The sequence below is a fragment of the Candidatus Omnitrophota bacterium genome (genome assembly GCA_030650275.1).
Lineage (GTDB): Bacteria > Omnitrophota > Gorgyraeia > Zapsychrales > Fredricksoniimonadaceae > JACPXN01.
Window position 1 is genome coordinate 48,277 of record JAUSEK010000012.1, and the last position, 18,494, is coordinate 66,770.

Here is an 18,494-nt window from a genome sequence, read left to right on the forward strand (position 1 = left end):
AAAGGTTCTATTTCGATCTTTTCCCTGCGGTTTTTGGGTGGGACATGTGATACGCGACCCATGCCGCGGCATGGTTTTTCAGCCAGTCCTCCGCGGCGGCCTCAAAGCCGATGTCATAGCCGGCAATCTCGCTTTCCAGCCATTTGTGACGGCCGATCTCTTCGATCACCCTCTTGTTGCGCAAGAGCTTCTTCGGGTCAATGGGTAATTTATTTTTGAACATTTCGTTGTTATTTTAACCGCTAACCCCTTTTTTTGCAAGGATTTAACTTCCCTCAAACAAAAAAATCCCATCAGGAATTTCTGAAGGGATCTTTATGCCGTCATTTTGACGTAAGGGCCTAATTGGAAAGGGTCTGCAAAACCAACTGTTCCGCGGCCAGCCAATCCTGGAAATCATTGCCATTCTGACAGCCCCGCTGCATATAAAGCTCGTAGGCTTTCAGGCGGATGGCGTCCTGGATCTGATCGGGAGCCAATTGTGCGCCGGGGGTTGTTTTTTGCGTTTCAAATTCCTGTTTGGCAATGGCTTTGCTGACGGCCTTTCTGCTGCTTGTTTTTCTGCCAAGTCTCATACTGCACCTCCTTCCATCAATGGTGATGGGGTCATTATTATCACCTCTGACAAAAACTGTCAATAGATTTTTAAGCCCCAAAGCAGGAAAAGCAAATTAATAAATGCAAAAAGAATTAATTGCTATAGAATTATTTTGTATGTTATCCAAGATCAAACGCTCCGCCCCCATCCTTTTTATTAGCCTGCTCTTTGCGACCGCTTCTTTCTATTTACTCGTCTCTCTGCCTTTTCTAAACATCATCCATAGACAATCCTACGATGCCCTCTTTAAAATAGAATATAAGTTAAGGCCTCCTCCTTTAGCGATCAATGATATCCTACTTGTGGTCATTGACAACGCTACGCTCAAGAACATGCCCCAGCGCTGGCCATATTCACGTGCCACGTTCGCGACAGTCATCAAAAACCTTAAAAAGGCCGAAGCAAAGACCATTGCGTTTGATTTTGTGTTCTGGGGCAAAACAGATCCTCAAGAAGATGCCACCCTTATCCAGGCGGTGGATGAAGGAAAGGTCATTCTCCCCTGCCTGATCAATGAAGATGGAATGATAGAATTCTCTGACCTGCCGGGTCCAACCACGGCGTTTTATTCCGGTGTTGTCACAAAAATTCAAGATAGAAACGGCGTCATACGCAGGAACCTCACCTACATTGTGAATAAAAATGAACCGCTCAAGGGGATCCTTTCATGGGAGATGCAGATCCTTAAAGCCGTAAGATCGATCGACCTCTCAACCTTAGTCAGCAACGGGGACATTGTTTCGTTTCAAAACGATGCCGGCGAAAAATGGATGATCCCCGTAGAGCCCTCTACAAAAGCTTTTCCCATTCATTTTCGCGCGCACGCGGCGGATTTTAACCGGATCTCTTTTATTAATGTGCTCAAGGGAAATTTTGATCCTGATAAAGTAAAGGGTAAAATTATTATCCTGGGAACTCTTTCTTCTTTGTTTGGCGATCTATACCCTACCCCCATTGGTTGGCTGCCCGGCATTGCGATCAATGCAAACGCCTTCTTGGATCTCTATACACATGATTTTCTGAAAAATATACCAGCACCCATAGAGCTTTGTGTTATACTTCTAACTGTAATTATTTCCGGGCTGTTGGTCGTGCTGTTCAAAACCAAAAAAGCGATTTTACTGATCTCCTTGGAAATATCTCTTATTTTAACAATGACTTACGCGCTGCTGATCCACGGTTACCTTTGGAACTATTTTCTTATTGCTGTTTTAACAATGGTCTGTCCGTTCGCGGCCAAGAAGGTTTGTCTGAACTGGAGGACATATGAACAATAAAAACAAAAACCGCATTTGGGCTGTATTTATTATTTGCTTTGCGCTATTGGGTTGCTCAAAAATGGACAGCAAGGTCCATATAACCGATATAAAGATAGCAACCGCGGTGGATGAGAATATAGTCCCTGTCAAAGTGACGAATATCTTTCCTAAAGGCACAACCGGGGTATTCTGCTGGTTCAAATGGCAGGACAGCGAGATCAACACGCCAATTGTGGCAAAATGGGATTATGAAACTGACAATATCCACGTACTTGATTATACTTTTTCCATACCCAGAAGGAACGGAAGGGGCAGCGTCTCGCTTTCTATGCCTGAAGGCAAGCCCATGCCTTCCGGATCGTATCGGATAACTCTTGCGCTTGGAAAACAGGATCTAAAATCGCTTACTTTTGAAATACAATAAGACCGGATCTTATTTTTTGTCCTCACCCTCTTCAATCCGCGGTTCCATCAAAGATTTATCCGCGCCCGTGGGAACTCCCAATCCATAGGTTGGAACAATTTTCTGCCCTCCCGGGAACGCCGCTTGAAATTCTACATTAGAGATCATCTTATCAAAGATCACCGGCAGCAATGCCCGTGATTGAATTCCTGTAAATACTTGCTTATTGACGGCCTGGGGCAGGGTCTGCGAAGCAGTGATCCCACCAAAGTCCTGTACTTTGACAACAGGAGCTAAGACCCCGATACTGCGGATTCCCTCAAATGATGGTTGAACCGGCAGCAATGCCCGTGATTGGACCCCGGTGAATACCTGCTTATTGACGGCCTGATGCGAAGCGGTGATCCCGCTAAAGTCCTGTGCTTTGATCACAGGAGCTAAGATCCCGATACTGCGAATTCCCTCAAATGATGGTTGAACCGGCAGCAATGCCCGTGATTGGATCCCGGTAAATACCTGCTTATTGATGGTCTGGGGCAGGGTACGCGACGGCGGTATTGGCGCCTTAGGCATGATCATCGGAACTACTGGTGCCGCAGGCATGATCATCGGAACTACTGGCGCCGCGGGCATCATCATCGGAGCCATGGATACCCCGGGCATGATCATCGGCATTCTACCCGCACCAACGATCATCATTGGCATGCTTGGAGCAAATCTGATTCCGCCGCCGCCAAAAGTTGACGGCAAGGCCGGCCTAAACGAAACACTCTCCCCTTGTTTGATCGTGGCCCTGATATTTGCCTGGCCCACGCTTTCCTCAACACGATTATTGATAATCACAAAACCCGGGATCGGCTCCTGAAAGAGGCCGGACCCACTTCCAGTAAGGGCGATGGAAACCATATCTTTCATTCCGCCGGCAGATATGGTCAATGTGCCTGTAATATCTATGTTGATAGGACGGGCTGTCGTTCCTATGTAACCACTAACAGTCAGCGTGGCATTCGTCCCTTGTATTGTACCGGACGAGTTTGCCGTAAGATTTCCTGCTACAGTCAGCGTTTTGCCCCCCATTGATAATGTCGTACCGCTATTAATTGTCAAATTACCGACACTCACATTACTGGACAATGTCGGCTTTGTCGCAGTGTCGGGAATGACCACATCCGTGGCGCTTGTCGGCACGCTGCCAGTATCCCAATTTGAAGGATTGTCCCAGTCCGTTGAGACAGCACCGGTCCAAGTGGCAACCTTAGCACTACTACTAAAATTCCAATTAGTATTATTGCCATTATCCATCACATTGTTGGAAGCATCAACGGCACTGCCGCCTGAAGCATTGGAATTAGCCACATTAACATAGGAAACATTAGATGTGCCGTTGATGGTCAAATTCCACTGATCCGTCCCAGACCCGCCGGAACGGCCCAAGGTGATATTATTCCCTAAAGTGCCGGTTATCGTAAAAGCTCCCCCGATGGTTTGAGTTGAAGCGGAGTCAAAGTTGATCGTCTTACCCGCCGCTGTGCTGGTAAGATTATTGAAGGTCGTGTTCCCGGAGATCACAGACGTTCCGGCGCCTGTGAATTCAACGGTCCCTGTACCCGCAGTAAAGGTACCTGAATTAGACCAGTTGCCGCCTACTTTGATCGTAGAGCTGTTGGCTGTAATGGTCCCCGCAGAGATCGTCAAGTCGCCGCCTAAGGTCACAGTATTGTTGAGAGAGAGCGTTCCTGCGCCTGCCTTGGTCAGAGCAAAGGTGTCACCCGAGATGGCACCACCGACCGTCAAGGTGCTGGCAGAGGCAGTGACTTGACGGCTAGCGCTGAGTGTCACGGCACCGGTGCCAAGATTCAAGGCATTAGTACCGGTAAAGGTAAAGTTCCCGTTCCAGCTTTGCGGATAGTTAAGGGTTGTGATGCTGCTGCCTGAGGTATTATCAATAGTGCCGGTTGTGATAGTGAAGGTGCCAGCCACCGTGCCTAAGGCCTGGGCATTATTGATATTGAGTGTACCGGCACTTAAAGTGGTACCGCCAGTAAAGGTATTGACACCGGATAAAGTCAGCGTTCCTGTTCCGGCCTTGGTCAGAGCAAAGGTGTCACCCGAGATGGCACCACCGACCGTCAAGGTGCTGGCAGAGGCAGTGACTTGACGGCTAGCGCTGAGTGTCACTGCCCCTGTGCCTAGATTTAAGGCATTGGTACCGGTAAATGTAAAATTCCCATTCCAGTTCTGGGCATTGTTGTTGGATAAAGTGATGGAACCGCCCGAGGTGTTGTTGATCGTACCGGCTGTAATGGTAAATGTGCCGGTGCTGAGCGCAGTGGCGTTATTGATGTTCAAGATCCCTGCCGTCAAGGTCGTAGTCCCGCTATAGAGGTTGGCACCGGAGAGGGTCAACGTCCCAGAGCTCCCAACGTTAATCACATTGGTTACATTGGCACCGATGACCGCGCTGATTATCGCGGTAGAGAAGTCGTTGTGGGTCACGGTGCCGATGTTGTTGATGCTGTTGGTGGAAAACGTGATTGTGCTCAAGCTATGGGTGAGAATCGTCAGGTTGTTGGTGCCGGTCACACCCCCGCTGTAGGTTGACGATGTGGAGCATGAAATCTGCAGCGCACCGGCGGTGGCGTTCGTGGCCAACACGATCGGATTCGTAATCGTCAACGCGGCGGTCGATCTAAGCTCGACGGCGGCTGTTCCGCTGGTATCGCCCAGCGTGACCGTGCCGGCACCAAAGGCCGCGCTGACGCTGCCAAACACCTTGCCGGCCTTGAGGGTCAACCCGCTGCCGGTGAAAGTGTTCGCACCGCTTAAGTTCAAAACCGAAGTGGTGGTGTTTTGAATCACATTGGTCACGTTGGTGCCGATGATGGCGCTGATCGTCGCGGTGCCGGTGCCGGTACCCGAGTTGGTCACGGTGCCGGTGTTGTTGAGGCTGGTTGTTGAGACCGTAATGCCGGCAGCGGTCGAGCTGTTGTTTTTAGTCACCACGTCGCCCGTGCCGGTCACACCGCCTGAGACAGTGAGCACCTTAGTTCCACTGCTGTTGGTCAACGTGGTGGCGGCAGCGTTGACCGTTATGGCACCGCTGACCGTCAGGGCCGAGGTCGTGCTGTTTAAAGTGATGCCGGTGACATTCGCGCCCACGGCCGCGCTGATCGTCGTGGTGCCGGTGCCGGCGCCAGTGTTGGTCACGGTGCCGGTATTATTGACGCTGGTCGTGGACAGAGTGATGGTACCGCTGGTGGCGTTGCTCTTGATCGTCAGGTTGTTCGTACCGGTCACGCCGCCGCTGAAGGTCGTTGAGATGGCAGTGCCGCTATTGCCGATGGTCAAAGTACCGGTGGTAGTGGAAGCCAGCACGATCGCGTTGCTATACGTCAGGCCGGTGGTGCCGACCAACAGGGTCGCGGCAACGCTCCCGCCGGCACTGTCCCCTATCGTGATCGTGCCGGTACCAAAGGCGTTGGCGGCTGAAGATGTGCCTAACATCGTGCCCGCATTGATGGTCACAGCACCACTGAAGGTGTTGGCCCCGGAGAGCGTCAGGGTGCCTGTGCCGGTGGACATGGTCAGTCCGCCGGTGCCGGAGATGACGCCGCTCATGTTGAGTGTGCCCGCGTTGTTCACGGTGATCAAAAGGCCCCCATTGTCAATTGTGCCGGCGATGGTCAATGTCGTAGAAGCAGTGGTAGCGATCGTCGGTGCGGAGGTACTAAAGGTAATATTATTGTTGATCGTGCTGGTACCGACGGTATTGCTGATCGCTGACGACCCGCCGGCCAAGGTTAAAGCGTTACCGCCCAGAGTGAACCCGGTCGCTTGAATGGTAATTGACGCAAAGGTGCCGCCGGAAATATCATTATTAGGGGTCAGACGTGTTGTACCGTCAAAAACAAGCGCGTCGGTACTAACACCTGTAGGCGCGGTGCCGCCCCAATTGGCACCGGTTGACCAATTATCATCTCCACCGCCTCCATTCCACGTGAACGTAGCATCCCAGCCAATATTGATCTCCGCCCGAATATATTCATGACCGGCAAGAATGGGTACTAAAGGACCATAAGCGTGGCCGTAGTTGACGATGATATAATCCAAACTAGGATTCCCCAACCCATCACTGATGGCATTGATGTACATCCCAAATTCATTGCCCTTGGCGGCAATAGAGGACTCAAGCGTAATATAATTAGGATAATTGGGGTATCCACCACCTTCTGCTCCCCTGATCGTCAAGGTGCCTTCAACGGTGGTCAGCGTATTGGCCTCGAATACCATCGTTTTACCCGGTGTAATGGAAGTTAAATTGTAAAAAGTGTTATTTCCTGAGACCAGGGAAACCCTGGAGGCATCTGTGAAGGTCACTGTCGAGGTTCCCGGTTCAAAAACGCCTCCCTGATTAGCCCAATCCTTGGCTATAAAATATTGCGTATCTCCTGCTTTTAACGTAACCCCTTCGTTGATATCAATCGAGTCCCGGACGCTGACTATGGAACCCGGATATTGAATAAAGGTGACGGGGGCATCTGCTTGTTTTAAGATGAGGCTTCCCTGGGATTCGATATTGCCCAAGGTCAGTTCACCTGAAGATCGAATGGTGATGTCCCCTGCGGCGTACAAGTTAAGTGTGGTTGGATGAGAATCTGTATTGGTTGTGAGGCTGATGCTGCCGTTTAATGCGGAAAGACTAAGATCGGTATCGCGGTTGTAGAGAATGGCACCAAAAGAGGTGTCGTCCGGAGGGCCGCGAAACAATACATTTGAACCGATACCGGTGGCTTCCAAAATATTGATGTCGCCCTGGGATTTTTGAATGAAAATGGTGTTGGCCATAAGATTAAGAGGTTGAAGATAGAAACCAAACTTCTGGGCAACGACCTTTAACTGCTGGGCCTGGATGACCACTCCCGGCAAGGTGTTCACCGCCGCGTTAGAGTTCAGGGTCAAATTACTGTTCTGAAGATAAGTAACGTCCACCCCATCCCCTTGAAGGGTGATCAAATCATCATGGACTGTGGCGCCGGTCAGATCGAGGTCCCCCAAGGTCTTATACAGTTGATTGGTAGCGGCATTGGAACTAATAACAAACCCTCCGGCAATGAGGGTGAGATCATCGACTGCCAAAGGTGTGCCAGTGGTGTCTTTGATGACCCCGTTGGGGGCCTCCAGGGTCAAAGCGCCGGAAGGATTGTAACGCAACTGGTCCCCCCGCTTAGTCGTCAAAACATTTCCGTCTTTGGCAGTGATCTCAAAATCGCCCTGGGTGTGCACATAATGGGGATTGCCTTCCATAGAGCTGGGGGGGCGGATAGCCCCCACCTGGATGGTGCCGAATTCGGTTGATATGGTCCCGTTGAGCGTCATGACGCCTGATCCATCCACAGACACCGAACCATCCTTGGTGGTGGCAATGGTCCCTTTGGTCTGGCTAAAACTTCCCTGGCCATCACCATCTGAATCCGCCATGAGATTAATATCTTGTTTGGTGGTGGAAATATCTGAACTGACCTCAAGGTCAGCGGTGGTGGAAATATCAACTTTTGAATTTTGGGCTATGACAGGGCCGTCGATCTTGACCTGATCGTTGGCCACGATCTTAATGGTCCCGCTTTCTTGCACTAAAGACGCGGATTGGACCACACCGGTTTGATTAACGGCATTTTCAAAGATGTCCTGCGCTGTATTGACCGTCATAGCCACCTGTCTGGCTTCAATAGTGCCGGAATTGGCAATAGCATCTTTGGCCTCGGTCCCATCTTGTTTTAAAACCTTTTCACTGGTGGCTATGGAAACTTCCACCTGGATCAAACCAGAGTTATCAAAGCTGACCGTAGTTTTGTTGCCCGAAGCCAAAGCAATACTGCCCACCTTGGCCTGGATGATCCCGGAATTATCAATGCTGTTGGAGATCAAAGCGATGTTATCCGCGAGGATGGCGCCCTGATTAACAATCTGCGCGGGGTCCGTGCCTTGCTGACGTTCAAATACATAATTGTGGTTAACGAAATTATTGGTGGAAATGGCCAACGTGGAAGCAACCAGGGTAGCAACATTCACCTGACTGGCGCTGCCAAAAGTGATCCCATTGGGGTTCACCAAAAACAACGCGCCATTGGCAAAAATCTTGCCTGATATGTTGCTGGACTGATTTCCCGTGACACGGCTTAACAGTGTGGCGGAAACGGAGGGCTGGATGAAGTTGACGGTTTCAGTGGTGCCTATATTAAAGGAGTCAAAATTGATGACGGTATTGTTGTCCGCTGTGATATTGAGGGTGCTGGCGTCCGGCTGGTCAAAAGAAGCTGTACCTACCTCAACACTTTGACCTTGCGGCAGGGCAAAAACAGGAGCGCATATCATGGCTCCTAAAACGAACGAAAGAATCGTAAACCCTATAGAAGACAGGCACTTAAAACTGTGTTTAACTGGGTGATTTAATTCCGGAAATGTATAAAAAGAAGCGGTGGGCGGGTAGATCTTATGCGGGGGACGAATGCTCCACACGATGACGGTTTCCTTTAAATCTTACCGGTGCAATTCTTGACTCTTTTGAAAATATCATAAACTCTAGTGATCCCCTTTTCCTACTTCAAGTATATATTCTTATACTTGGGCTGTCAAACCAAATGACGAACTTTTATTACCATATTTGGCACTGCAGTGTCAGGCTCAATGTTGAATTTCCAGAACCCGCGGTGGGCTTGTTTCCCACCGCCTGGGCCCAGTCCATCCTCAGGTAAGTATGATCGGTCAAACGCAGCCGCACCCCTCCACCAACCCCTATTAACGTTTTTTCACGCTTTTCGCCGGGAAGAGTTTTCTTCAACCAGCCGCCGCCGGCATCAAAAAAGATCACCGGTTCTATCTGGGAGCGCAAGGTTTTTCCGGATTTGAGCATCTTCCAGTCCTCCGGGATAAAATAGGCCGGAAAATACCAATCTAAATTGACAAAGCCTCCCTCATCCGCAAGATAATCTCCTTCCGGATAACCCCGGATGGAATCCGCTCCTCCTAATTGCAGCTGCTCGGAAGACGTCAAGGTATGAGAAGCGGCCTGACCATGCGAACGTATCGAAAGGACCCCCACCGGCATTCTTTGCGTACGGTTCAACCCCTGATCATATTTAAAAAAACCTCCGCCGGTTTTAGCGCGGCTGGCCGAGGGATGGTTCTCGGAGGATGCCCCCAAAAAATTGCTGGTCCCGAACGTAAAGCGCGGACTAAATTCCGTTTTACCCTGCCAGGGATCGATCTTGGTAAAATTAAAACCGAAATAAGGAAGCCGCAATTGATCATCCGATGTGGTTGTGCCCAAGGTTTTCTTTTTGATGGATTTGATCTCGATCCCGCTCTGGGCGCTGGCCTGAAAATCCTCACGCAACGCCAGTTCCCACGAAAAATGCGGATCGTAAATCTGCGAATGCCCGGTGATGTCCAGCGATTTAAAGTCCTTGCCTAACTTCATATCAAAATCAACAATGCTCATACCAAACTTGGTGCCGTAGGTGCCGACAGGGGTCTCATAACTGATCATCTTACCCGACGATAAGGAACTGAAAATGGTGTACACGTAAAGAGAATCAAGGCGGCCGGTGATATTGGCATTCCCCCACCAGACTGATTCACGGTATTTCCCTGTCAGGCGTGTCCCCTGATTATCAAAACCGATGCCCAAATGGTCAGGCCGTTTTTCTTCGATCTTTAACGTGACATCCGAGGTCTGCGGCTGCCGGCCGGCGCCAATAACTGCCCTCACAGCCAGGATAGAATTCTTGCTGAGCCGTAACAGGTCCCTCTGCATTGTCTTAAAATTCAAAAGCTCATTTTTCTTTATATGAAAATAGCGTTCAAACAGCCCCCGAGAAACCGATTTATTTCCTTCTATCGTTAAATCTCCCATCTTACCTTCAAAAACCCGGATCTCAAGTTTTCCGTTCTGGATATTCTGTTCGGGCAGTCGCACGATCGTGGTCAAATAACCTTTTTTCTTATACGCCTCCTTGATCCTGTCGATCACGGCATTGATTTCCTTGGCGGTCACTGTTTGATCAAGATAGGCCTTATAAGCAGAAAGAAAAACTTGCGGTTTAAAAAGCGTCATTCCGGTAATGTTCACTTCTTTGAGCACAAAAACAACGCCTGCCCCCTGCAAAGCCCCCTGCTCTTTTTCCTCCTGGATCGGCGGCATCTTGATCACTGCTTTTTCCAGTTGTTTTTTTCTCTTTTGACTTTCTTCCTGGACACGCTCCACCTGGGCCCCCGGTTCCTGTCCTGAAGGAGGATCATCAGCCCAAATCCTCTGGCTGGGAAAAAGAAGATAAAAAATTAAGAATGCTGTCGCGTATTTATATATAAATTTGACCATAATATTTCAGCTAAGATTTTCGTTTCAATATTCTAAAGTATTTAAAGGGATTATAGAACAAAACACATTTACTGACAAGCATTCTACAGCTTATCTCGAAGCTCCTCGGGCGGTTTGATCTTTCTAAAATCCCGGAACAGCAATAGATCATAAACGATCTTTAACCCGCCGGCCAGGATAATAGGCACGCTGACAAGCGCCGGGTTGGCCAATAGCGGCCCTGCCAAAAGCGGTGCCGCGGATGTCCCCAGCGTGCGCGCGACATTGGCGATCCCGCCCGCGGCCGAGCGCTCCGAAGGCGTCACAACCGCCATCACATACGCCTGGCGCGTCGGCACATCCATCTGGGAAATGGTGCAGCGTAAAAGAAAAACGACCGCCGCCCAGGTCAAATTCGGCATGAACACCATCAGGATCAACAAAACATTGGAGGGCAAATGCGTGAAAACCATCGTATTAATAAGTCCAAAGCGTTTGGCCAGCCGCACGGCTAAAAGTGAAGAGATCCCGGCCAAAAGGTTGGCGCCAAAAAATATCCCGCCCAAAACCATCATATCAGCGCCAAAACGCACATGAAACCAATACGCCAGCAAGCTCTGCAGGATAAAGCCGCCTCCAAAGGCATCCAGCGCAAAAAGTGCCGATAACCGCAAGACCATTGCCCGGGACTGATGGATCCCCAAACGGCTGTTAACAAGCGAGGCTAAATTCAAAGACGGCGGAATTGAGCTGACTTCCACTTTATTGGAGACCCGACCGAACAAAAACCACAATGCCAGCCCCGTCAACGCATAGATCACCAGAATGATCTTATAACCAACCAGAGGGCTGATCCCAACGGCAGTCAGTATTTTAAATAAGGCCCCGACGGATAATGCTCCCAGGGCAGTGGCGCCAAAGCCCGCTAAATTGTACCAGGCAAAAACACCGGTCCGTTTGTCATCGGCAACAATATCGGACAAAGACGCCTGCTCAATGGCCAAAAACGGCCCCACCTCATTACCACTGGGGCTGATCACTCCAACGATCGCGGCCAAAAGTAAAAAAACAAAATTGTCGGTGAAAGCGAACAAGATGCCGGCAAACATCATCAACAATGCCCCCACACGGAGCATGCGGCGCCGGCCCACGGAATCGGCGATCAGCGATATCCCCAAAGAGATCACCGCGTCGCCGATCAGGGTCAATGCCAAAAGCCAGCCGATCTGCTGCTGACTCAAGCCAAGGGACGCCAGATAAATAACAAGGATGACAGACACGGCCCCGTAACCGAATAGCCGCAGGATGCGGGTCAAAAATAAAAGCCGGCCGTCTGGGGTCAATTTAGCCATCACTTGCGATGAACGGTTCCGCCGATCACGATCGCAGCACTGATGATGAGCAGATTCTTGACAATATACTGCCCTTCCATCGTTAAAATAAAGGGGACTTTTTGAAAACAGACATCAGGCAGGATCACCAACGGCAGGAACGTGCCACCGATCTGCAGGAACAAAAGGAACAAAGCGGCCCGGATCAAACGATGGAATAAAAAGCATACCCCGATCAAGGCCTCCCACCAGCCCAAAACAGGGATGAAGACCGCCGGATCAAACCAGTAAACCGTCCGCGCCACCAAGTCATTGACAGGACTATGGCCAAATACCTTGAGCAGTCCGAACCAAACAAAGATGATCCCCATGGAGATGCGCAGGAACAGAGGACCGTGACGGTCCATCCATCCGGCGATGATGGGGTCAATAGTGTTAAAAATACGATGTATCTTGGTCATGCCGCACTCATTTCCATAGTAATGCCCAGAACGGTGATCGGTCGCTTATTTTTATATAATAGCCCACTGACCCTTTTATGTCCAACTGATTGCTAAAATCACCGAGTATGATATACTTCAATTAAATCAATGGAGGACATATGACCATAAAAAGCATAGAAAAAAATATTTTGCAATTACCGCCGAAGGAACGTATCCATATCGTTGAGCATGTATTGGCCAGCTTAAATACCCCTGATCAAAAAATAGAAAAATTATGGGTTGCTGAATCTGAAAAAAGATATGCTGCCTATAAATCCGGAAAAATTAAACCCATCAGCCTGCAAAGCATTAAAAAACGCTTCGCGCGATGAATATTATTTTTCTTCCCCCCTCTGATCAAGAGCTCCTTGAGGCCATTGAATTCTACGAACTTCAACTTCCTGGGCTTGGGTATGCTTTCACTGAAGAATTCTTTGAAACATTGGAATTCATTCGGAAATTCCCAAACGGATGGCAAAAAGTCAGTCGCCATACCCATAAATGTCCATTGCGTAGGTTCCCTTATCTAATTCTTTACGCTGTCGAAGAAATTCAAATAGTCATCACCGCTGTTGCCCATCAACACAGACGCCCATCTTCCTACCTTGACCGTAAATAAAAACGGGGGAGTTTTTTCAACAAAAAAGCCCCGAACTAAAAAAGTTCAGGGCTTTCTCTAATAAAAAACTCCCCGGGGTTGACACAAAACGCATAGTACGCAAGCTGGCGCAACATAATGTGGTTCAACTACTTGTGAAAATGTATAAATATCCGGGAAGAGGCACAACCATCGTTTTTGACCAACCTTTGGCCGCCCGTAAACTCCCTCCGCCAAAAACACTCAAGAATCTTATCACGGAAGCGATGAAATTTCACGATTATTTAGCCGAAGATACTCAAAGAACATTTTTTGATGCCAGCCGCGAATTCAAGGTCACTCGGTCTTGGATATCCCAGCTGATGAAGATAGCCAATGCCCTGCCAACCAACTTCCTCAAAGACATGAAATCCTGCACCGATCAAACTACCATCAAACGCTTTTCCGGCAAGACCCTAATGCACATCGCGAAACTCAAAACCCCTCAAGAACGGCAAACCACTATCAATAACTTATTAAGCGACTCCGCTTCAATATGAGTCCGACTTAAGACTTGGGTATAATCTTCTGACCACCCTATCTGACCACCTGCCTGATCTTTCAAGACCGTGCTTTTTCAACCCATAGCTAATCGTGCCATAATCATGCCACAATCGCGCCTTTATACCTGACGCAAATCTGACGCAAATCTGACGCAAGCTTTTAGCTGTTTTTTAAAATATAATGCGTAGTTTTCCCTACACCCTGTTTTTTGATAATCTTTAAACCTATCAACCGCTTTAATAATTGATTAGCAGTTTCACGGGTTATCTTAAACATCTTTTGAATCTCTCCGCTACCAATCTGTTTATTAGCAACTATATGCTCGATAACCTTACTTTCTCTCTCAGTTAAACTAAATTGTGTTAGATATCCTTCTGTGATCTTTGTCTTTCGTAACGTAACGACAATGCTACTTCCAGCGTATTCAAATTCCGGCTCTGGCAATCCCCATTCCTTACACCATGAAATTATTTTATTAGTTCCTGTTCCAACCTCTTCAGCATATCCAATCCGGAAAAATGCTGTGGCAATTGAAGGATTTACCGGTTTTGATTCATGCGTTTGTTTTAATGTTGCCGTAGTCCAACCTTGCGGCAGATGTCCCGGATTCCAGAACTCCATACGGTCATCAAATATCCTGATCTGTACTTTTGAAGTGGTTCTATAGTCTCGGTGTGCCAAAGCATTTGATAATATTTCTCTAATAGCTTTGGGCGGATACAGCCATTTTTCCTGCCGTTCTAATTTTCCCGATTCAATCCATGCACGCATTGGAATATGATCAAAAATAAATTTTTCTGCTTCCTTTACAAGTCTGATGACATCTGCGTTGACTGGCTTTAAATCTATCATTTCCCCCGCTACATCCACTCCTTTAAACCTGATGCATTTTACTTCCAACTGTTCAAAAAACTTTTCTGGATTTTTTCCAAACAAAAGAACCGCACCATTAGTCAGCTTACCGTTATTAAGCAACTTAAGCTGTGTTAATATCGCTTTCAGCGATCCATTCTCGTCAACATCAAGGTCACGTTTCTTTTTGGCAGACAATACAAAATTCTTAACTTTTGTAATATCAATATCTGTTAACGACGATCCTTTGCAAATTTCATTATCAAAATGATGCGATTCTTTGTATTTTTCCAGAATCAACCCTTCGTATTCATCCTTGCCCATCTGCCGGGTTGAGGGCCCCACACGCTTATACGGCCTACCATCCGCCAAGACCAATTTATCTTTGGACTGTTTAACCTCAATGACAATTATTTGTTTACCTTTAATCTTTTTCACAGTGATCTTCGGCTGGATTCTTGGATCCGTGTGCTGGGCAATACGATTGACTAAATCTTCAACAGTGCCTTTGCCGATCTGAACACCCTGAACCTCTCCAGTCTTTGATACGCCCACAAGCAACCGCCCACCCTCGGTATTAGCGAAGGCCGTTATACTTTCAACGATCTCATGAATTTGAGACAGTGACGGCTTCCATTCAATTATCGTTGATTCACTAGAACCAATTAATTTTAATGACATTATGCCCCCTACCCGCTTTAACCTCGGCGGTGAATTTCTTGAATTCGATTGTTTCGGATTCTTTATGCATTAGATTTCCTAATTTACCCGTAAATTATGTTACACGTCTATGATCATATTTTATTACTTTTTTGTTCGAAGAACTAAAATGCTATCATCCATAAGAACTACACCTGCTGGCTCTCCACGCATAACTGCAATCTTATTCCATATCCACTTATCTTCAATGCCTGCAATCTTTTTCTTTCCCTTCATTCGAATTCCATAAACAGTCCATCCTGCATCTTTTAGAACTTCGAGCGTTTTTGAAATACCCACTACTGATCGCATTTGATCAGGAACCTCTATATCATCCCAAATATCACCCAAATCACGCAATTCTTGAATAAAACCGCCCACAAGATCAATTTCTAAATCGCTATTTGGTTCATCATTAAAAAAATACGAAAAATGACAACCGATTACAACGTCAACAATTTCTCTACCAGTGGTTAATCGAGGCATTACGACCATCCGCTTCTGCCATGCTTCCAGTATTCCGGGCTTAATTACTTCGATCAGTTTGGGCACAACAATATTAATACCATCTTCCCATTTACAAGCTATCCGATCCGCTAAAATATGCGAAGAAGATCGGACATTCTTTTCATCAATCCCAACCCAAACAGGAAGAATGACTTTCTCTCCGTTCACTTCTTTTTGCGCCAATCCGTCTAATTCAAGATTTGTATAATGTTTATCAAAGAAAGCTGTTGATAAAATCACTATGCCATACCGGCTTTTATTCAAGCCATCGTCTATCTTACGACGAAGACTATCTCCAATCTTTAGATCAAACTGATCAAACCATACACTTATACCCAAAGAAGACAACAGCTGAGCAAGCGGCTTTGCAACCGTTTCTCGATCTTCTGATGCATAAGAAATAAAAACATCTTTCTCAACTATTGATGAATTCATAGTTTGCGACTTCAGTTTTCTTATTTGTTAATGTCGCAAGAAATCTAATCGTACTCGTGACATGATTAAAAATTAAAAGGCTCTCATTATAATTTAATACCGGATTATCATGAGCCAAACTTTGATTATTTCGCACATGATTAAATGCTTCCATCATTGAAATACTTGATTTTAAAATTCGCTCTGTCATCTCAGACTCAACTAATCCGTCTTTTTGCAATCGTTTTACATATTCACCAAAAAAACTATGAAGAGGCTTGTCGCGGCTTACATCAATTCCCTTTTCTTTACATAAGACCCGAATGTACTTTACTACAAAAGTATGCAAACGATCTATCCCAGCCTCCGGCTCATTTTTATCAATCGCATCTCTTACAGACTTCGCCAAAGTCTCAAAATCTTTTTCCTCTGAATTTGGAGAAATTGCTTCAATTTCAGGGACAGATCCTCCCTGCTTTAATCGATCAATAATGCGAACACAATCCAGATATAATTGATTATCAACAGTCACATAACTCAAACTTTTCCAATACTCGCACATATGTTCTAGAAGCTTGGCAACAACATGATTCGGTTCCTTCTGCCAAAAAGCACGAAGTCTGTTAGCTTTTGAACAACTGGCATTAGAATATTTAACATCGTCAATATCCTTGCCCGTACTATCTGAAACAAATTCAGCAAACGTCCGATTAGAAAAATTTAAGACATACCCACTCTCCATCCCTAAGATTTTCTCTAATTTTCTTTTCTCAATATTGGACAGATTAGACATACATGTCCTTCTTTAAATTTTTATCCATTACAATCTCCATGCCCAAATAAACAAAGTACCCTATGCCGTGGAACACGCTGTGCATAATGTCTTTACGTAGTCGTAATGGTCTTTGTCGGCGAACCTTATAAACTCCAAAACATTTTTGGCTATAGCTTTAGCCTCTAAAGTGGGTGCCGTAACGTCTCGTGAGAAATCTCTCCCATGTGAATATTCATGTAGGAATTTCAAAACAAAATCACCAGTTCCCTTTTTCAAATGATCCTGATCGTTAATAAATCTGCTGAGAACGATATTTGAAAAATCTTCAGTGCTCTTGCAAGCCCACTTAAACGTTGCAAAATACTCTAATGCCTTGCGTCCAATATTTGCCACCAGTGGCGCATCAATAAGACTGGTCTCGTTAACATATTGGAACAGTCTGCAACAAAGATAATGATATTCGGTTTTGTATTCTCGCAATAAAAGAGGCAAGTTCTCAATAGTTACCCTTTGAGCACCATCCGAACATGTCCGGTTCATAATAAATATATGTGAATCCCGAAAAAGATTCTGCTCGCAAAACCAATCCCTAATTAAATTAAAAAACTCATAATTATGTGTCAGAACGATTAATTGATGAACATCCTTAAGCTGACGCTTCAAGAAACCATAAGTTCGAAATAGAAAATTCCCGTCTTGACTATCCACGGGATCATCAATAATAACGATGGCATTCCTTTTATCAAAACCATCTTCTTCAAGCTTAACGAGGAAGTACACAAGAGCCAAAATGCTCTTTTCCCCCTCGCTTAAATGCTTTGTTTCTTTTCCTCTTCTTTTAAGTGCATACCCAACACCGCCCTCTGCAAGATCTACAATTTCAAGAAAAATATGCGATTCACCGAAGAAATCCTTCAAGATCTGATTAATTTTATTTAAAGCATCTGAAGCATTGTGCAATGTAGCCTTGAGAGCATTGATTTGTTCGATCAATCCAATGCGATCACTTTTAAGAGCCCCTATCTTTGTCTCAAGCTCTGCCGCTTCCTTCTTTTTTGTGAAATACTCTCTGCTGGACAGGGTCGTCGCAATTATGTGTAACTCGATTGCTTCAGCCGCCTGCTTGATCTCGCTTTCAATGACATTGATCCGAGCATTATGCTGGCCAACAATGGCATTTATTCTTTGTATGGCCCCGTTAATGCTTTCAAAAGACTCTTTTGGAAACACGACACTCTGGAATGTTTTGGACGATTCATGAATGCTACTTTTTTTGCTAATAAGGCTTTCTCGCAAAGATCGTATTTTATCAAGCAGGGTTTTACCTGAATCCTTAATAGTAGAATGTAGACCAAGATATTCTTTAGCAAGTTCCGGAAATAAAACGCTGGAATCAAGGTCAACCTCAAGCTCTTTTGAATCAAAGGCCAATGATTGAACGGTCATGTCAATTTGTTCTTTGACCTTTTGAAGCTCATCGGTAAAGAATTTGCCTAATCTATCCATGCGGCCTTTAGGCAAGCTACTACCGCAAAATTTACAAGAGTCGAACTTTCTATACTTATGCAAGTGTTACCCAGTTTCAGTCCAGTCTCTCAGCGATTTATCGCCTTCCAGCTCGGTGATATTTTCGAAACGAACAACAACATCCAACAAGTCATTCGCGCCTTGAAAGAG

14 protein-coding genes are annotated in these 18,494 nt (G+C 46.5%); 4 read left to right on the plus strand and 10 right to left on the minus strand.

From position 1 onward, the window contains the following. Positions 1–7 precede the first annotated feature (7 nt). Both Q7K71_03795 and Q7K71_03800 read right to left on the minus strand, forming a co-directional pair. Positions 8–223, minus strand: coding sequence for a hypothetical protein (locus tag Q7K71_03795; protein MDO8675223.1), 216 nt, complete (start codon positions 221–223; stop codon positions 8–10). A 118-nt stretch (positions 224–341) separates the two neighbouring features. Continuing rightward, positions 342–575: a DUF2934 domain-containing protein gene (locus Q7K71_03800; GenBank protein ID MDO8675224.1), complete on the minus strand. Its 234-nt coding sequence runs from the start codon at positions 573–575 to the stop codon at positions 342–344. A 103-nt stretch (positions 576–678) separates the two neighbouring features. Here Q7K71_03800 and Q7K71_03805 point away from each other — a divergent pair, with 103 nt between their 5' ends. Next, the gene (locus tag Q7K71_03805; GenBank protein MDO8675225.1) at positions 679–1,875 is read left to right on the plus strand and encodes a CHASE2 domain-containing protein; all 1,197 of its coding nucleotides are present in this window, start codon (positions 679–681) and stop codon (positions 1,873–1,875) included. Then, positions 1,865–2,281 carry a hypothetical protein gene (locus tag Q7K71_03810; protein MDO8675226.1) on the plus strand — a complete coding sequence of 139 codons (417 nt, stop codon included), beginning with the start codon at positions 1,865–1,867 and terminating at the stop codon, positions 2,279–2,281. The genes Q7K71_03805 and Q7K71_03810 overlap by 11 nt, the downstream gene beginning before the upstream one ends. A 9-nt stretch (positions 2,282–2,290) precedes the next feature. Here Q7K71_03810 and Q7K71_03815 read toward each other — a convergent pair whose 3' ends face one another. The 4 genes from Q7K71_03815 to Q7K71_03830 all read right to left on the minus strand — a co-directional run bounded on the left by Q7K71_03815 (position 2,291) and on the right by Q7K71_03830 (position 12,408). Further along, positions 2,291–8,632: a filamentous hemagglutinin N-terminal domain-containing protein gene (locus Q7K71_03815; protein ID MDO8675227.1), complete on the minus strand. Its 6,342-nt coding sequence runs from the start codon at positions 8,630–8,632 to the stop codon at positions 2,291–2,293. Positions 8,633–8,912: 280 nt separating this feature from the next. Then, positions 8,913–10,637 carry a ShlB/FhaC/HecB family hemolysin secretion/activation protein gene (locus Q7K71_03820; protein MDO8675228.1) on the minus strand — a complete coding sequence of 575 codons (1,725 nt, stop codon included), beginning with the start codon at positions 10,635–10,637 and terminating at the stop codon, positions 8,913–8,915. Positions 10,638–10,720: 83 nt separating this feature from the next. Beyond that, positions 10,721–11,968, minus strand: coding sequence for an MFS transporter (locus Q7K71_03825; protein ID MDO8675229.1), 1,248 nt, complete (start codon positions 11,966–11,968; stop codon positions 10,721–10,723). Next, positions 11,968–12,408, minus strand: a complete 441-nt coding sequence (locus tag Q7K71_03830; protein MDO8675230.1) for a hypothetical protein — start codon at positions 12,406–12,408, stop codon at positions 11,968–11,970. Before Q7K71_03830 ends, Q7K71_03825 begins: the two co-directional genes overlap by 1 nt. Positions 12,409–12,548: 140 nt before the next feature. Here Q7K71_03830 and Q7K71_03835 point away from each other — a divergent pair, with 140 nt between their 5' ends. Further along, entirely contained in the window at positions 12,549–12,761 is a 213-nt protein-coding gene (locus tag Q7K71_03835) for an addiction module protein (GenBank protein ID MDO8675231.1), read from the plus strand. Between the two features lie 421 nt (positions 12,762–13,182). Continuing rightward, positions 13,183–13,566: a hypothetical protein gene (locus tag Q7K71_03840; protein MDO8675232.1), complete on the plus strand. Its 384-nt coding sequence runs from the start codon at positions 13,183–13,185 to the stop codon at positions 13,564–13,566. A 163-nt stretch (positions 13,567–13,729) separates the two neighbouring features. Here Q7K71_03840 and Q7K71_03845 read toward each other — a convergent pair whose 3' ends face one another. The 4 genes from Q7K71_03845 to Q7K71_03860 all read right to left on the minus strand — a co-directional run bounded on the left by Q7K71_03845 (position 13,730) and on the right by Q7K71_03860 (position 18,386). Next, complete coding sequence (locus tag Q7K71_03845; protein ID MDO8675233.1) at positions 13,730–15,103, minus strand: putative DNA binding domain-containing protein; 1,374 nt, start codon at positions 15,101–15,103, stop codon at positions 13,730–13,732. Between the two features lie 123 nt (positions 15,104–15,226). Continuing rightward, positions 15,227–16,063, minus strand: coding sequence for a toll/interleukin-1 receptor domain-containing protein (locus Q7K71_03850; protein MDO8675234.1), 837 nt, complete (start codon positions 16,061–16,063; stop codon positions 15,227–15,229). Beyond that, positions 16,044–16,835 (minus strand): abortive infection family protein, encoded by a 792-nt coding sequence (locus Q7K71_03855; protein MDO8675235.1) that lies wholly within the window; start codon positions 16,833–16,835, stop codon positions 16,044–16,046. The genes Q7K71_03850 and Q7K71_03855 overlap by 20 nt, the downstream gene beginning before the upstream one ends. 60 nt (positions 16,836–16,895) lie before the next feature. Continuing rightward, positions 16,896–18,386, minus strand: a complete 1,491-nt coding sequence (locus Q7K71_03860; GenBank protein MDO8675236.1) for an AAA family ATPase — start codon at positions 18,384–18,386, stop codon at positions 16,896–16,898. Positions 18,387–18,494: the final 108 nt, after the last annotated feature.

Bases quoted from the DNA above. Each gene is read 5' to 3' on its own strand.
- Q7K71_03795 (MDO8675223.1), bottom strand. From the start codon at position 223: ATGTTCAAAAATAAATTACCCATTGACCCGAAGAAGCTCTTGCGCAAC.
- Q7K71_03800 (MDO8675224.1), bottom strand. From the start codon at position 575: ATGAGACTTGGCAGAAAAACAAGCAGCAGAAAGGCCGTCAGCAAAGCC.
- Q7K71_03805 (MDO8675225.1), top strand. From the start codon at position 679: ATGCAAAAAGAATTAATTGCTATAGAATTATTTTGTATGTTATCCAAG.
- Q7K71_03810 (MDO8675226.1), top strand. From the start codon at position 1,865: ATGAACAATAAAAACAAAAACCGCATTTGGGCTGTATTTATTATTTGC.
- Q7K71_03815 (MDO8675227.1), bottom strand. From the start codon at position 8,632: ATGATATGCGCTCCTGTTTTTGCCCTGCCGCAAGGTCAAAGTGTTGAG.
- Q7K71_03820 (MDO8675228.1), bottom strand. From the start codon at position 10,637: ATGGTCAAATTTATATATAAATACGCGACAGCATTCTTAATTTTTTAT.
- Q7K71_03825 (MDO8675229.1), bottom strand. From the start codon at position 11,968: ATGGCTAAATTGACCCCAGACGGCCGGCTTTTATTTTTGACCCGCATC.
- Q7K71_03830 (MDO8675230.1), bottom strand. From the start codon at position 12,408: ATGACCAAGATACATCGTATTTTTAACACTATTGACCCCATCATCGCC.
- Q7K71_03835 (MDO8675231.1), top strand. From the start codon at position 12,549: ATGACCATAAAAAGCATAGAAAAAAATATTTTGCAATTACCGCCGAAG.
- Q7K71_03845 (MDO8675233.1), bottom strand. From the start codon at position 15,103: ATGTCATTAAAATTAATTGGTTCTAGTGAATCAACGATAATTGAATGG.
- Q7K71_03850 (MDO8675234.1), bottom strand. From the start codon at position 16,063: ATGAATTCATCAATAGTTGAGAAAGATGTTTTTATTTCTTATGCATCA.
- Q7K71_03855 (MDO8675235.1), bottom strand. From the start codon at position 16,835: ATGTCTAATCTGTCCAATATTGAGAAAAGAAAATTAGAGAAAATCTTA.